The following is a 14,008-nucleotide window of genomic DNA, read 5'->3' as shown; positions in this document are numbered from 1 at the left end:
TGTAGCGGTTACTTTTCTCTGAAGCCAAATGAGTTTCCTAACGTTTAGGTGATTATGTATATAGAGATAAGGTAGGTAATGTTTCACAATATAATATCTGAATAGTAGTCTGAGATTTGCAGAGTAACGTGTCTCATTTTTGACATGTATGGACAGAAAAGGCTTAGGTTTTATCTGCGTAGTTACGGAGTTATCTAACTTTTCGCAATTGATCATGTATCCATTGGTGTTGTTTTGTGTAGTCACAGTGTAAAGGCCAAAATAAGGATGCGTACAATTGCTTACCATATAAATGTAAATCATCGGAGAACGCGATCAATTCTGAACGTTTCAAATGATTTTCGATAAGATGATGAGGTAGAAAGGCGATCCCTTTTTGCGCTAAGCAAAGATCGAGAATTGTGCGGGTATCGTCTAAGATCCACACGTTATGCTTGGCGATACTTGAAAGGTCCACAAAATTGTCACAACCATCAAGAAGTAGCAACCTCATTGCCGAAAGATTGGAGTCGGTGGACACGTCTTTATGGATAACCCAGCTGCAATTTACCATGAATAATTCATCAATATTAAATGAATACTCTGTTTTATGGTACGGGTTACCGATGGCGATATCAATCTGATGGTTTTTTACGTATTGCCCTAGAATATGGCTGGGCTTGGTTAATACTGTAAGCTCTGTTTCCGGAAAAACCTCTGAAAACTCTATTAGTACTTTCTTTACATCATCATTGAAAATTAGCGGATCAATACCGATATGAATTTTTTTGGTATCACTGTCGTGAAGCGAGTCAGCTATTTGAACTAGTTCAATATATTTAGAAATAATAGGAGTGGATAGGTGGTATATTTTTTCACCCCGATTTGTGAGTGTTAACGTACTTTTACTTCTGTCAATTAATAAATAATCTAATTCATTTTCTAAGCTTTTAATAGCACCGGATACGGTAGATTGGGACTTCCCAAGTTTTCTTGCCCCTTTACTAAATGAGCCACAACTAACTACGGCGTGAAAAGATAATAAATTGTCAAACGGCAATTTCATTAATACACACCTATGTCTCGTTAGTAACACATTATATAAGCGTAACATTTGAAATAAACATTGAATGCCCTGTTTGGTTTTTTGTGATCTTCATCACGCTTTGGTGTGGGGGTTTGAACTCTTTGTACGCATAGTGAAATTAGTTATTTCCCAGTAACTTATTGAAATTATAGGTTATATTATGGGTGTCTAATCCGTTTGGCTTAATCGGCAAGTTTATATTCCTATTAACCGTATCGGTTTGACCGATATTGTCCACTTTTGAGACAGTGATCCGACTCCTACAGTTATCAATGCTAAGTGCAAACAGTTGATAGAGGGAATATACCATGATGACTGAATTATATGTAAAAGCGACTATGTTTCTTAATGGTCTAAAAGAAGATAACCGAGGCGTGACCGCAATTGAATATGGGCTTATTGCGGTTGCAATGGCTGTGCTATTGGCTGCAGTATTAACAGGCACCGATGGCTTCTTGTCTGAGTTAGACAGTGCTTTTGACACTGTTACCGACAATATTTCTGATGCAGCAGCCGTTTCATTCTAAGTTAAAAAAGTCATTGGCTTATATTTTAGATGAATCATGAAAGCTTAATGATAATACTTATATACGTAATGCTCGTGACTAGTGCATTAGTTTGTGCAAGTGATGTAGCATTACGTAGAATAAGTAATGTACTTGGGTTTGTTATTTTTTGTTGTTCAGTATTGTTGTCGTTTGAAAGTAAACAAAATGTTTCAATGCATGTGCTCAGTGCAATATGTGTCATTTTAATTATGTTACTTGCTTACGTTTTAAAAATGATAGGTGGTGGAGACGTTAAGTTAATGATTGCTTTTTCGTTAGCAATACCGATTCACTATCTAGATGATGCCCTGTTTAATATTGCAATCGTAGGCGGCGTGTTAGCGATATTTTATTTAATGAAATATAGAGTGTTAAAGCTAGTTCCGCAGGGTGGGGAGCTTGGTTTACCTTATGGGATTGCCATAAGCTTTGGATTTTATATAACGATATATAATTTTTATATATAACGGGTGAGAATATGAGGTCACGAATAATTATGTTCGTAGCTCTCATAGCTATATTAGTTGGTGGCTATGGAATCTATGATAGCGTATTGAAAAATAAATCTAGCATGCCAGTTATTGTCAAGGAACAAACACCTCAACCAATAGCCGACAAAGTAGATTACATAACAGTTTGGCGTACAAATACGACTGTTAAGCGTGGCGATGGAATCACTTCTAATGTGTTAAAGCGCGAGCAATTGTTGCTCACGGAAGCGCTTGATGAGGGGTTGCGAGCAGATGTCGATTTAGATTTCAGTCCGTCTACATTGTTTAATCGTGATATCAGTTCAGGCGTACTCGTGTTACCCGAATATATCACGCGTGAGAACGACCCTGGATATATTGACTTATTAGTGACAGAAGGGATGACGTTATATCCATTGACAGTAAGTAATAGCAATCTTATCAGTGACTATATTCGACCAGGTGCTCGAATAGACATTCTCACCGTTAGCTCTCCAAGTTCTAACTTATCCGGAGCTACAGAAAAGCCTATTCGTTTTAAAGGTGTAACTGCGACGCTGTTTCTTAAAAACATTAAAGTATTGAACATGGGTGGTGAAGATAATGACCAAAAAGTAAAGCCATTATCCGAACAGAAGGAAGATGGCTTCACAACAATCATTATTGAGATACCACCGACCGAAGTTGCGAGGCTAGCCTTAGCGCAGCGAACTATGCATCTCGAAGTATATCGCAGCCGACAATATGAAGAACCTGTTTATGCGGATGTGCGCAATGTGATGGATAACTATATCGGTATTGAAGAAATGCGCGGGTCAAAGAATAAAAATGGACATGGAGGCGAATTGTAATGGATGACAATTTTAGCGTGTCTTGGACACAAGTATTTGTTGTGCTCCTGTTAGCTTGTAGTGCAAGTGTCTATGCAGGACAGCAGTACATCACGGTTAATGACGCGAAACACATCGAGTTGGACGAGAGGATTACAAAGGTCTTTATTAGTGATCCCGATGTTGTGGATTACAATGTAATTAACGAATCTACGATTGTCGTTTTTGCCAAGGCGGTAGGGCAAGCGCGGCTCATGGTATACGGCGAGTCAGAAAAGCTTCTTATGTCAGACCGAATCATAGCTGACATAGACCTCAGCCAAGTTCGTCGCCAAATTAAACTACATTTTTCAGATGTCGATATCAAAATTGAGTCGGTAGGTAATCAGGTCGCCGTGAGCGGCATTGTTCATTCTGAGCAACAGCGTGATGAAATATACCGTACCGTCGCAACGTTATTAGGTCGAGGGAAAGTAGAGCGTTGGGATGGAAAGCAAAAGCTCGAATTCCAATCAGATTCCGTGACGCTAGAAGAACCAGAAAGCATGATATTTGCACGAAACATGACGTGGGAAGGCATCTTAGAGCAGCTGGAAGTCGCGACAGTGCAACAAGTTAACGTAAAAATATCGGTAGCTCAGGTCACGGAGCGTTTTGCCGAAACGGTCGGCGTGGATTGGTCATCACTTGGTGCAAACGTTGGGCAGTTCTTATTTCAGCAATTTGAAGCCGCCGATCTCACCACACTTATCACCGCGCTAGGTAATGAAAATGTTGCTCAAGTATTAGCCGAACCTAATCTTACCGTTATTTCAGGCGAATCCGCGAGCTTCCTCGTTGGTGGAGAAATCCCAGTAATTGTCTCGACTAACAATAACGTCAATATCACCTTTAAAGAGTTTGGTATCAAATTGGACTTGACCGCCAAAGTCCTTTCTGAAGAAAAAATTCGCATGCAATTGTTTCCTGAAGTCAGCGAGGTCGAGCGTTACATTCGTGCGGCCGGCATTGAAGTCCCACAGCTCGCGACTCGTCGTGCGATGACAACGATAGAGCTTGGTGATGGTGATAGCTTCGTATTGGGTGGATTAATGAGCAGTACTGACTTCGAAGAAATCCAGAAAACGCCCATTATTGGTGACATTCCAGTTTTGGGTGCTGCATTTAGAAAGTCATCAACGGATCGTCGTCGAACCGAACTCCTTATCGTTGCGACAGTGAACCTTGTGAAGCCGATGAAGAAAAGAGATATCCAACTTCCTTATATCAACAAGACGAACACGTTACGACGTTGGTTGAATATTTCGGAACCAGAAGAAACTAACAGCGGAGATAATCCAACGATTGAGCTGTTATCTAAAGGGGGATTTATCCAATGAAACTATGGCAAGGAATGCTCATCACTCTCTTGCTTACGGGGTGTAGCGAACGTTACTACAATGGTAAGGGAGCGGAAATGTTGGTTTATCCAGAACAGCACGTTTATGAATTTACTGCAAAAACGAAAGCAGAAGCCATCGATAAATTATCTCAAATCTTTGATTCAGTTGATGAGATTGACTCTGGCGCGTCGTATTCCATTGAATACAAAAATGCGAAGGCCAAAAAATTACTCGATGCATCGCTAGCGGATAAAAAACTATTACCTTATCGAGCCGAGGCGTTCGCGGTCACGAAAAACAGCACGCTAGCGAGTGACGTTAAGCTCACCATTACCTTTCACACGTTGGTGATGAAAAAGTGTGAACCCTCAAGGATTGAATCAGATAACGCGAGTCGAAATTGTTTTTCTGAAGCGGCGAGAGTACACCAGGTAGCGCATAAAGAACGTTTAGTGGAGGGAATCTAATGTTCGATATTACGAAAAAACTTCCTGAAGTTGAAGCGTCAAAACAAGAGATACCGATCAGTTCTGGTCCAACGGGTTGCGCATTGATTTTTCAAACACAAGAATGCAAAACATTGGTCGAAGAGTTATTTGAATTTGAAGGGTGGGACGCACCAAATAGTGTGGATAACCATAAAGTCGACAGCCAGTTTTATGCAAAGCAAGACAGTAATTTGATTATTGTTGAACTCAATGAATCATCCAGTGTTGTCGAAGATGCTCAAGCGATCGCTGCAACATTACCCACCCATAAAGGGGTGGTGATTATCGGCCAAGAAGACGCAATATCGACGCTTCGTTCACTCAAGGGCATGGGTTTTTACTATGTGTTCTGGCCGATTAACAAATACGAGTTCGCTGAATTTGTTATGCACGTACATAATGATCTGAAGTCATACTCGGGCGTGAGCAAAGAACGAAGAGCGAAACGAGTCGCGGTAGTAGGAAGTAAAGGGGGCATCGGGACGTCATACATTGCTACCGAATTAAGTGCCAAGATGGCAGACGATGGGGTGGATACCATCCTGGTCGACCACCAATACAATGACAGCAACATAGATGTACTATTGGGGTTAACCGACCATACGCCTAGAGCATTAGATGAGTTTTCAGTGCCGCTCCATGAGCTGGATCTTGATGGGGCAGTCAATTATTTACATCCAGTTAGTCGAGACCTTAGACTGCTGTCGCTTCAAGGGGAGGCTTCTCAAAGTGACCTGCTCGCATATAATCAGACACTTTGCGACTTACTGACTCGAAATACCAATTTTATTGTTGAAGATTTCTCTGGCAGCGTTGATTTTCAAGTGGATTGTAACCTGCTTGTCGAAAATTATGACGTGATTGCCATTATCGTTGAGCCTTCAGTTGCCGCGGTAAGAAAAGCCAAATCCATTATAGCGAGTCTTGACGCGATACGAGATGCCACTCGAAAACGTACTCGTATTATCACCGTTGTGAATCACCACAGACCCGATAAAAGTTTTGTTATTGAGCGCGATGAGTTAGAAAAATACTTAGGCTCTAGTGTCGATCTGGATTTCAACTATTGCAAAAACCTGCCGCACCTCCACGTTGATGGTAAGCGCGCCTATAAACACGATAGACACGTAAACCAATCGATTGAACAATTGGTTCGGTTGGTTAACGGACGTTCGGCGAATAAAAGTAAAGGACTACTACAAAGGTTGGGTATCCGATGAGCTCTAATAAAGAAATTTATGTTGCTTTTCGCTCCCAGATCTTTGAAGCATTAGATCCGGAAGCGATTCAAACGCTCTCTGAAAAAGAGGTTGAGCACCAAATCCGCAGTGCGGTAGATGTATTGGCAAACAGTTTCGAGCGACCGATTACCGCCATGATGAAGAGCGGTTTGGTCAAAAGTATGATGGATGAACTGTTCGGTCTAGGGCCCATTCAGCCTCTCGTCGAAGACCAGAGTATTACCGATATCATGATCAACGGGCCTTCTGACGTGTTTTTTGAACGAGACGGTAAGTTGCAACGATCAGAGATATCCTTTGTAAGCGAAGAGCAAGTACTGGCGATCGCGAAGCAAATTGCGTCAAGAGTAGGGCGTCGTGTTGACGAACTTTCTCCTACCGTGGATGCACGTTTAGAAGACGGCAGTCGTGTCAATATTGTTATTCCACCGATCGCGTTAGACGGAACGTCTATTTCTATCAGGAAATTTAGAGAGCAGACCATTGGCGTTGAAGACCTGGTTGATTTTGGGTCGATGACGATTGATATGGCAAGGGTGTTATCTATTGCCTCTCGTTGCCGTATGAATGTACTGATCTCTGGCGGTACCGGTTCAGGTAAAACCACTTTGCTCAACGCATTGTCTCAGTACATTACGGAAGATGAACGAATCGTCACGATAGAAGATGCCGCCGAGTTACGCCTTCAACAACCTAACCTCGTACGTTTGGAAACTCGTGCCGCGAGTATCGAACATACCGGCGTTGTGACGCAAAGAGATTTGGTTATTAACGCGCTGCGGATGCGCCCCGATAGAATTATTTTAGGGGAGTGCCGTGGACCCGAAGCGTTTGAAATGCTCCAGGCTATGAATACGGGCCACGATGGCTCGATGTCAACCTTGCATGCCAACACACCAAGAGACGCCATCAGTCGTGTTGAGTCGATGATCATGATGGCAAATCTCAACCAACCCCTCGATGCTATTCGCCGCTCCATTGTTAGTGCGGTTCAAATGATCGTGCAGATTAGTCGATTGCGGGATGGTACGCGAAAAATTACGAACATTTCTGAAATCGTCGGGCTTGAAGGCGACAGTGTAGTGATGGAGGAGCTCTATCGTTTTGATTACCAAGAGTCAGGATATGGTGAAGCGGTAAAAGGTAAGTTTGTTACCCAGGGCATTATGCAGCGCTCGGAACTTGTCAAAAAGGCCCAGTTTTACGGCCTTTATGATGAACTGATGAGTTCATTCCAAGGAGCGAGATTATGATGATTTGGCTCTCACTTGTGCTGTTTGGTGTGGTTGCACTCATGCTGATGACAGGACAAAAGCACAAAATTGGTGATTATTTCCCGGATGCAGAAACGGATGTGGAGTCTGCTTCTGCAATCAATGTAGGGTCATTGGTACCCAAAAAAGGCTTTAAACGAGCGCAGGACTCTTTTAAGTTTTCGGCCCAGAGCTTGGGTCCTAGAGCGAATTTTTTGGTCTTTACCTACTTAATGGCGTGTGGATTTGTTGCTTGGTATATCGGCTTTCAGTTCTTAAAAACGAACGCCATTGTCATCTCCATTCTCGTCATGATTGGATTAGTGTTTATTGGCTATCAATGGCTGCTCGGGCGGAGACGTAAGCTCTTTCAGCAGAGTTTTCCTGATGCGTTGAATATATTGATGAGCGCCATCACGGCCGGTGAAAGTTTGATGCAGGCAATCAGTTTTGTTGGTCAGAATCTTGATAATGAAATAGGTCGTGAATTTAAGAATATGGGCGACCGACTCAAACTTGGAGAGACCCCTGAAAAAGTGTTGTTACGAGCCGCTAAGCGCTTTCCATACCCTGAGTTTATTTTCTTCACCATTACACTTAGAGCCAACATTAGCCGAGGTGGTCAGTTAAGAGGCGTGCTGGCGCGACTTATTCGAGTATTGGTCGACGCGAGGACGATGGAAACGAAAAAAATGGCAATGACGTCAGAAGCCCGTATCTCAGCCAAGGTTGTGGCTGCGATACCCCTCATATTTGCCATTATTTTGTATCAAGTTAGCCCGGACAATATCAACTTTATTCTGTATGACCCTGAAGGTGTGTACGTCTTGTATTACGTAGTGGGTAGCGAGTTACTGGGGTTATTTATCGTGTGGTTGCTGGTTAAGGCGGTGAAGCTATGATTTTGATCGCGAGTATATTATTTGTCGTTTTTGCGATTGTGTTCATGGTGAGTGAGGGGATGCGCTCACACGCTCGCCATAAACGTTTATCGACGTTGATGATTAAAAACCAGCCCTTGGTGCCGGTTAAAACCAATCGAATTATTATTGGGTTTGCGAAGGAGCAGAGAAAAGATTTAGAACAGAAGCTACTGGATGCGGGGTATTACAACAAAAATCTCGCGAAATATTATCTACCAGCGAAGGTCATCGTTGCAACCTTGGTAGCGATCCTCATCTTCTTCAGTGGTCTGCCAGTCATCAACCAGTTAGTCGCTTTGATGATCGCTCTAGTGAGCATTATTGTGGTCCCCGATCTGTTACTGGAGATGCGAAAGCGTTACATGGTGAGAAAGATATCCCGTAGTTTGCCCTATTTGTTGGACATGATGTCGGTGTGTGTACAAACCGGTATGACGATAGAAGCGGCTTTTAGCTACTTGCACGGGGAATTAAAGGCATTCGATAAAGACTTAAGTTATCAAATCAAGAAAACGTCAGACGCAAGCAAAATTCACGGTATAGAGAAAGCGCTAAATGATTTAAACGTTAGATTACCCGCGCCAGAGGTACAGAGTTTTGTTTTAACGATTGTACAAAACCTACATTACGGTACCTCGGTTGCCAATATATTAAGTGATTTAGCAGAAGACATGCGGAGAATTCAGTTATTAAAGGTTGAGGAAAAGGTTGGGAAGTTAGCGGCAAAAATGAGTGTTCCGCTCATCTTGCTCATTATGTTTCCCATCGTCATTTTGATTCTTGCACCTGGCGTGATGCAGGTGGACTTCAATGTAGGAAAATGATCATGAATATTAAATGGATTTTGTTAATTCTGACTACGACATGGCTTCTCGGTTGTGCGTCGAGTAATGCACCGACGGATCAGGAGATGGTCGCAAGCATGGAAAGAGTCGATAACCACGAAGGTTTGATTCAGCATTATAAAGGGCACCTACAACAAAGCCCTGAAGACCTGAAAGTCACGCAAGAACTGGCCAAAGTTTATTATGGAAAAGGCGATATTGAATCCGCTCGTTTTTATGCTGACCACTTGTTAGATAAAGGAGTCAGCAATTGGCAGTTGTATCAACTTCGCGGGCAGATTCATGATAAACGAGGCGAAGATAAACAGGCGATCGAACGTTATTTACGCTCGGTTGATCTCGGTAATAAAACCAGTGAAATTCATGTTTTATCGGGAATTTCTTACAGTAAATTGGATAACTTTGAACGAGCAGAAAAGGAATTTAATCAAGCAAGATTAAAAGGACATAATGATGTAGCCGTCAAAAACAATCTAGCGGTTGTGTATTTGGCGCAAGGCAAATATGCAAGAGTGACTGAGCTTTTGGCACCCGTTTTCAAAGAGAATCCAAGCAATGAGGTGGTCAAGGCGAATTTGGCAATCGCTTTTTTCAAACTTGGCCAATTTGGACAAGCTAGAGAGTTGTTAAGTGGAGATTATACAGAAACACAAGTGTCATTAATCTCGAGACAACTCTACAACATTGATGGTTAGTTGTTATGGGTGCTCATAAATTACGTCAAAAAGGGGTGACAACAGTCGAGTTTTCAATTGGTGCCATGGCATTGATTTTGACGACGCTGATGATCTTCGAAGCCAGTTATCATATTTATGTCAATAACTTAGTGGAATACGCACTGAGAGAAACTGTACGTAATACTCAATTTTATGCAGGGGATAGCACCCATGATAATTATAAAAGTCGAATTGATGACTTAGTGACTGACGATGGGCATTTGTGGTCGTTTATGACGCCACATGAAAACTTCACGTTAACGGGTAAGTACTTCAATTCGTATTCAGAATTCGTCAATAATACTGGGTTGTCGGAAGATGATCCCAGTTTTACCGGGCAGTACACGCTTGCTGAGTTGACCCTATCTTATGAATATACGCCGATCGTAAATCTGTTCGGTAACGAGCCACAAACTATTTCAAGAACGACAGTGCTTAATCTTGAGCATGAAGGTTGGGGGGAGCAGCTATGAAGCATTCCATACAATCCCAACAAGGTGCTTTTGCCATTGAGCTGATGATCGTGTTGTTCATATTTGCTGGTATCTATTTATTCATGACAGACATCAGCCATAAATTATTGGTGAGAGCGCAGTTGGATAGAACCAGCTTTGCTCTCGTCAACATACTAAAAGAACGCACTCGATTTTATGGTGGCGTTTCTTCTCTGAGTGACTCAGATCAAACGGACATGCGACAGTTGGCTTATCGCATGCTCGACAAAGATGAGACCAACCTTGCTATCAAGATTGAAGCACTGCATAACAAATCGACAGTGGATGTGTTTACAAGTGCCCCGTTTGAAGCCTTGGGTTGCCAGGCGGTGGGTATTTCAGAAAAAGGGGCGCTAGCTCCAGTAGAAGACGGAACAATTTACTCACTGTATCAAGTGAGTTTGTGTGACCAAAAGGATTCTTGGTTTGCAAATTTTTGGGGAGACTCTGGGACACCTACTTTCACGATCACATCAAGTTCAGTCGTGGCGGGGAGGTAACATGAAGTACCTAAATACACTGAAGAAAAAGACGTTAACCCTGAATGAAAAATCGTTAACGCTGGATACCAGACCATACGCACCAATGTCGCGCCAACGAGGTATGGCGGCAGTTTGGATGGCATTTACTCTTGTACCGGTATTGGGATTGACCTTTTGGGCGGTAGAGGGCACGCGTTACATTCAAGAAACGAACCGGTTAAGAGATGCCGCGAAAGCCGCGTCCATAGCGGAAACCATTGAAGACAAGAGAGATTCGTATGGTGCTGATGAGCAAAGGATTTCTGACGCGTATATCCATGACTATGTGAGAAACATCCAAGTCTCCAACGTAACGGTTGACTGGGTTCATCAACAACAAACCGATACTCAAGATGAGTATATTGAGTACTCGGTTAATGCAACGACAACGCATCACTCATGGTTTGCGAGCAATATTATCCCTTCGTTTGATACCAGTGAAAACTTAAACGGGGTTGGGGTAGCTAAAAAATATCCCATCATATTGGGCGATAAAAATATAGATATTGTATTTGTGTCGGATTTTTCTGGGTCGATGAGTTGGCAATGGGGAAGTAACGATTCGTGCAGCAGTTCTAGTTGCAAAATAGCGGATCTAAAAGTCGCGGTTAAGGCGATAGCAGACAAGCTTTTGTGTTCGAATGTGTCGACTGATGCTGTGAGTGGCGATGATGTGTGTGACGATGATGATCAAAGTGGTCTTACAAGTAAGTTAGACAACCGAATAGCGATTGTACCGTTTAACATCAGGACACGAGAAACAAGAGAGGCGACCGCTGATTTAAGTGCAAGAGAGTTTACCGTTAGTCAATTACGGTACCGTGATGATGTGGATGCATCCGATTCCGAACGAACCTATGAACAAGTCAGCTGGAATAAATGGCGAAAACACACGTCTGGTGAGGTTTATGACTGTGCTGAGGACCAAGATGATTGTCCCAGTCAAAAACTTTGGGAGAGAAAACAAGCACAGAGACTGGTCAGTATTTTCGACATTGACTCAGATGATGACGATGACTCTTATCGCGTTGAGGTTTACGACTATGTAGATTTTTCTTTAACCGTTGAAGAAATGTTCGAGAATACTTTCCCTGACATGAAAACAAAATATCGGGTCGATGATAATGAACTGTATCGTGGATATGGTGACTCGGACGCGGGACAATTTTACAACATTGCGCTCACGAATAATCGAGATGACATAGACCAAGTTGATGATATGAACGCCAACGGCAGTACGGCAGCCTTTCAAGGAATGTTAAGGGGCTTTCAACATCTAGCTGAAGGTAAGCCAGACACCGAAGATGTGGATGAGTTGGCGACCTATGATGAAAAAATCAAGATGGTTATTGTGCTTAGTGATGGTGTAGAAAGTCCAAATAATGGCATTCTTGGTGCGTTAGTCGATGAAGGAATGTGTGATAAGGCCAGAGAAGAAATACCGGGTTTGTACATCGCGGTGATCGGTATTGATTTTCAAGCCTCTGATCAAAGTGGTTTTCAGGACTGTGTTATTGATGTTGACGAAGACATTATTGACGTCACAGATACAGAAGACTTTATTGAAGTAATTGAAGAACTTATTCAAAAAGGATCTCGTGGTACCGGTGTGACGAGACTGTATGGGTGATTAGGAATGTCAAAAATAAATGCATTGATTGCAACCAGCGTATTCGCATCTTCTGTTGTTGTAGCCGAAGATCCAAGTACCTTTATTAATGAGTATTGTGGTACCAAGGCTTATGAATATTCGCATAAAATTACTATCGGCGAAATTAATGGCATAGCTAGCCACCGAGACGGTTTTTTACAAGTGACTGAAACCAGTAATGATGACGAGTTAAAAATGCAGCTACTAAAGCGCTCATCCTTGCTTACAGATAAGAGTGATTGCCTAACCTATATATCTAACTTAGGTATCGCGTCGTTTGGGGAGGCAACAGACAAGGGGTATTTGGTGGCCAGAGTGCATTTTGCTTTTGACAAATACAACCTAACACCGTTAGCAAGAGATGTCCTTTCTGGTGTAGCAAGGCAATTGGCTCAGAATAACTATCAGGTTACCGTGGAAGGGCACACGGACTGGGCTGGCTCTGATGCCTATAATCAAGCTCTAGGGCTTAATCGAGCACAAAGTACCGCAAATGAGCTTCATAAATATGGTATTGAAAAACAAAATACCACGTTAAAGTCATTTGGAGAGTCTGAACCAATCGCATCGAATAAAACCAAAGATGGACGATCTCAAAATCGACGATCCGATGTTTATATACCGGTAGAAGACTCGGCGACCAAAACGCCATAAGGACGAAAGCCAGCGCTCAAGGCTGGCTTTTAAGTGGAAACGATTCTCAAACGAAAGAGTGGCGATTAAAACCACTTTAGCTTGTTATGCAATTGGGTCACGCTCCCAACAACAATGAGTGCAGGGCTTTTTGCTTGGCTGGCTAATTCAGGCAGTGTGTTCAGTGATCCCTGAAATACGCGTTGCTCTTTGCGAGTGCCATTCTCGATGATCGCGCACGGTGTGTCCGCGTTGAGGCCTTGTTCGAGTAATTGTGTGGTGATATGAGCGCTTTGCTTTAAACCCATGTAGAAAACAAGCGTGTTATTGGATTGTGCCAAGGCTTGCCAATTAATTTCTCTGCCATCTTTTTGTACATGCCCAGTAATAAACTGAACGCTCTGTGCATGGTCTCGATGGGTTAGCGGAATACCTGCGTAAGCCGTAGCGCCGGCTGCGGCGGTAATGCCAGGGACAACTTCAAATCGAACATTGTTTTCGGCCAGCGTTTCTAGCTCTTCACCGCCACGACCAAAGATAAACGAGTCGCCACCTTTTAAGCGAACAACGTTGTGGCCTTCTTGCGCTTTTTTGACGAGAATTTGGTTTATTTGGTCTTGAGGTACGCAGTGAAAATCTAATTTTTTGCCGACATAAATCATTTCCGCATCGACTTTGGCGAGTGCAAGAATTTCATCGGAGACCAAACGATCATAAACGACCACATCTGCGGACTGGATGACGCGATAACCTTTAACGGTAAGTAAGTCTGGGTCGCCAGGACCTGCGCCGACAAGAGAAACAAAGCCGCGGTTTGTGGTGGTATTATTAGTGGTCATAGCAATGTATACCCATTGAAATTTGATTATAAAAAGTAACACTCAAACCGAATGAGGAGTGGTTACTTTTTATCGCCAAATAGCGAGGCTTGGTCTCACGTTAACGTG

Annotated in this window: 16 protein-coding genes; 14 read left to right on the top strand and 2 right to left on the bottom strand. The window is 42.7% G+C overall.

Annotated elements, in window-relative coordinates:
• Window positions 1-190: 190 nt before the first annotated feature.
• Window positions 191-1,045: a LysR family transcriptional regulator gene (locus AB4405_RS07485; protein WP_372060270.1), complete on the bottom strand. Its 855-nt coding sequence runs from the start codon at window positions 1,043-1,045 to the stop codon at window positions 191-193.
• Between the two features lie 329 nt (window positions 1,046-1,374).
• On the opposite strand from AB4405_RS07485, the gene AB4405_RS07480 reads away from it, so the two are divergent.
• The 14 genes from AB4405_RS07480 to AB4405_RS07415 all read left to right on the top strand — a co-directional run bounded on the left by AB4405_RS07480 (window position 1,375) and on the right by AB4405_RS07415 (window position 13,082).
• Window positions 1,375-1,593, top strand: coding sequence for a Flp family type IVb pilin (locus AB4405_RS07480; protein WP_372060269.1), 219 nt, complete (start codon window positions 1,375-1,377; stop codon window positions 1,591-1,593).
• Window positions 1,594-1,667: 74 nt separating this feature from the next.
• A complete protein-coding gene (locus tag AB4405_RS07475; protein WP_372060268.1) occupies window positions 1,668-2,081 on the top strand; it encodes a prepilin peptidase in 414 nt (137 codons plus the stop codon).
• 11 nt (window positions 2,082-2,092) lie between these two features.
• Window positions 2,093-2,935 carry an RcpC/CpaB family pilus assembly protein gene (locus tag AB4405_RS07470; RefSeq protein WP_372060267.1) on the top strand — a complete coding sequence of 281 codons (843 nt, stop codon included), beginning with the start codon at window positions 2,093-2,095 and terminating at the stop codon, window positions 2,933-2,935.
• A complete protein-coding gene (locus tag AB4405_RS07465; RefSeq protein ID WP_372060266.1) occupies window positions 2,935-4,293 on the top strand; it encodes a type II and III secretion system protein family protein in 1,359 nt (452 codons plus the stop codon). Before AB4405_RS07470 ends, AB4405_RS07465 begins: the two co-directional genes overlap by 1 nt.
• Entirely contained in the window at window positions 4,290-4,763 is a 474-nt protein-coding gene (locus AB4405_RS07460) for a hypothetical protein (RefSeq protein WP_372060265.1), read from the top strand. Before AB4405_RS07465 ends, AB4405_RS07460 begins: the two co-directional genes overlap by 4 nt.
• Complete coding sequence (locus tag AB4405_RS07455) at window positions 4,763-6,004, top strand: CpaE family protein (RefSeq protein ID WP_372060264.1); 1,242 nt, start codon at window positions 4,763-4,765, stop codon at window positions 6,002-6,004. Before AB4405_RS07460 ends, AB4405_RS07455 begins: the two co-directional genes overlap by 1 nt.
• Entirely contained in the window at window positions 6,001-7,278 is a 1,278-nt protein-coding gene (locus AB4405_RS07450) for a CpaF family protein (protein WP_102467855.1), read from the top strand. The genes AB4405_RS07455 and AB4405_RS07450 overlap by 4 nt, the downstream gene beginning before the upstream one ends.
• Window positions 7,278-8,180 carry a type II secretion system F family protein gene (locus AB4405_RS07445; RefSeq protein WP_372060681.1) on the top strand — a complete coding sequence of 301 codons (903 nt, stop codon included), beginning with the start codon at window positions 7,278-7,280 and terminating at the stop codon, window positions 8,178-8,180. The genes AB4405_RS07450 and AB4405_RS07445 overlap by 1 nt, the downstream gene beginning before the upstream one ends.
• Window positions 8,177-9,025 (top strand): type II secretion system F family protein, encoded by an 849-nt coding sequence (locus tag AB4405_RS07440; RefSeq protein ID WP_372060263.1) that lies wholly within the window; start codon window positions 8,177-8,179, stop codon window positions 9,023-9,025. The genes AB4405_RS07445 and AB4405_RS07440 overlap by 4 nt, the downstream gene beginning before the upstream one ends.
• Window positions 9,026-9,027: 2 nt before the next feature.
• Window positions 9,028-9,741, top strand: a complete 714-nt coding sequence (locus tag AB4405_RS07435) for a tetratricopeptide repeat protein (RefSeq protein WP_372060262.1) — start codon at window positions 9,028-9,030, stop codon at window positions 9,739-9,741.
• A 5-nt stretch (window positions 9,742-9,746) separates the two neighbouring features.
• Window positions 9,747-10,235, top strand: coding sequence for a TadE family protein (locus tag AB4405_RS07430; RefSeq protein ID WP_372060261.1), 489 nt, complete (start codon window positions 9,747-9,749; stop codon window positions 10,233-10,235).
• Window positions 10,232-10,756 carry a tight adherence pilus pseudopilin TadF gene (gene tadF / locus AB4405_RS07425; RefSeq protein ID WP_372060260.1) on the top strand — a complete coding sequence of 175 codons (525 nt, stop codon included), beginning with the start codon at window positions 10,232-10,234 and terminating at the stop codon, window positions 10,754-10,756. The genes AB4405_RS07430 and tadF overlap by 4 nt, the downstream gene beginning before the upstream one ends.
• Window positions 10,757-10,841: 85 nt before the next feature.
• Complete coding sequence (locus AB4405_RS07420; RefSeq protein ID WP_372060680.1) at window positions 10,842-12,407, top strand: TadE/TadG family type IV pilus assembly protein; 1,566 nt, start codon at window positions 10,842-10,844, stop codon at window positions 12,405-12,407.
• A gap of 6 nt (window positions 12,408-12,413) precedes the next feature.
• Window positions 12,414-13,082, top strand: coding sequence for an OmpA family protein (locus AB4405_RS07415; protein ID WP_372060259.1), 669 nt, complete (start codon window positions 12,414-12,416; stop codon window positions 13,080-13,082).
• A gap of 65 nt (window positions 13,083-13,147) precedes the next feature.
• Here the strand turns inward: AB4405_RS07415 and cobA are convergent, their stop codons facing one another.
• Complete coding sequence (gene cobA, locus AB4405_RS07410) at window positions 13,148-13,900, bottom strand: uroporphyrinogen-III C-methyltransferase (protein WP_372060258.1); 753 nt, start codon at window positions 13,898-13,900, stop codon at window positions 13,148-13,150.
• Between the last annotated feature and the right edge of the window lie 108 nt (window positions 13,901-14,008).

Source organism: Vibrio sp. 10N.261.51.F12 (assembly GCF_041471725.1).
In the GTDB taxonomy this organism is placed as follows: domain Bacteria; phylum Pseudomonadota; class Gammaproteobacteria; order Enterobacterales; family Vibrionaceae; genus Vibrio.
The sequence above is the reverse complement of the archived record's forward strand: the minus strand, read 5'-3'. Positions and strand labels throughout refer to the sequence as shown.

Coding starts and splice junctions, on each gene's coding strand:
- AB4405_RS07440 (WP_372060263.1), top strand. CDS start 8,177: ATGATTTTGATCGCGAGTATATTATTTGTCGTTTTTGCGATTGTGTTC.
- tadF (WP_372060260.1), top strand. CDS start 10,232: ATGAAGCATTCCATACAATCCCAACAAGGTGCTTTTGCCATTGAGCTG.
- AB4405_RS07465 (WP_372060266.1), top strand. CDS start 2,935: ATGGATGACAATTTTAGCGTGTCTTGGACACAAGTATTTGTTGTGCTC.
- AB4405_RS07415 (WP_372060259.1), top strand. CDS start 12,414: ATGTCAAAAATAAATGCATTGATTGCAACCAGCGTATTCGCATCTTCT.
- AB4405_RS07470 (WP_372060267.1), top strand. CDS start 2,093: ATGAGGTCACGAATAATTATGTTCGTAGCTCTCATAGCTATATTAGTT.
- AB4405_RS07445 (WP_372060681.1), top strand. CDS start 7,278: ATGATTTGGCTCTCACTTGTGCTGTTTGGTGTGGTTGCACTCATGCTG.
- AB4405_RS07455 (WP_372060264.1), top strand. CDS start 4,763: ATGTTCGATATTACGAAAAAACTTCCTGAAGTTGAAGCGTCAAAACAA.
- AB4405_RS07485 (WP_372060270.1), bottom strand. CDS start 1,045: ATGAAATTGCCGTTTGACAATTTATTATCTTTTCACGCCGTAGTTAGT.
- AB4405_RS07430 (WP_372060261.1), top strand. CDS start 9,747: ATGGGTGCTCATAAATTACGTCAAAAAGGGGTGACAACAGTCGAGTTT.
- AB4405_RS07450 (WP_102467855.1), top strand. CDS start 6,001: ATGAGCTCTAATAAAGAAATTTATGTTGCTTTTCGCTCCCAGATCTTT.
- AB4405_RS07480 (WP_372060269.1), top strand. CDS start 1,375: ATGATGACTGAATTATATGTAAAAGCGACTATGTTTCTTAATGGTCTA.
- cobA (WP_372060258.1), bottom strand. CDS start 13,900: ATGACCACTAATAATACCACCACAAACCGCGGCTTTGTTTCTCTTGTC.
- AB4405_RS07420 (WP_372060680.1), top strand. CDS start 10,842: ATGTCGCGCCAACGAGGTATGGCGGCAGTTTGGATGGCATTTACTCTT.
- AB4405_RS07435 (WP_372060262.1), top strand. CDS start 9,028: ATGAATATTAAATGGATTTTGTTAATTCTGACTACGACATGGCTTCTC.
- AB4405_RS07460 (WP_372060265.1), top strand. CDS start 4,290: ATGAAACTATGGCAAGGAATGCTCATCACTCTCTTGCTTACGGGGTGT.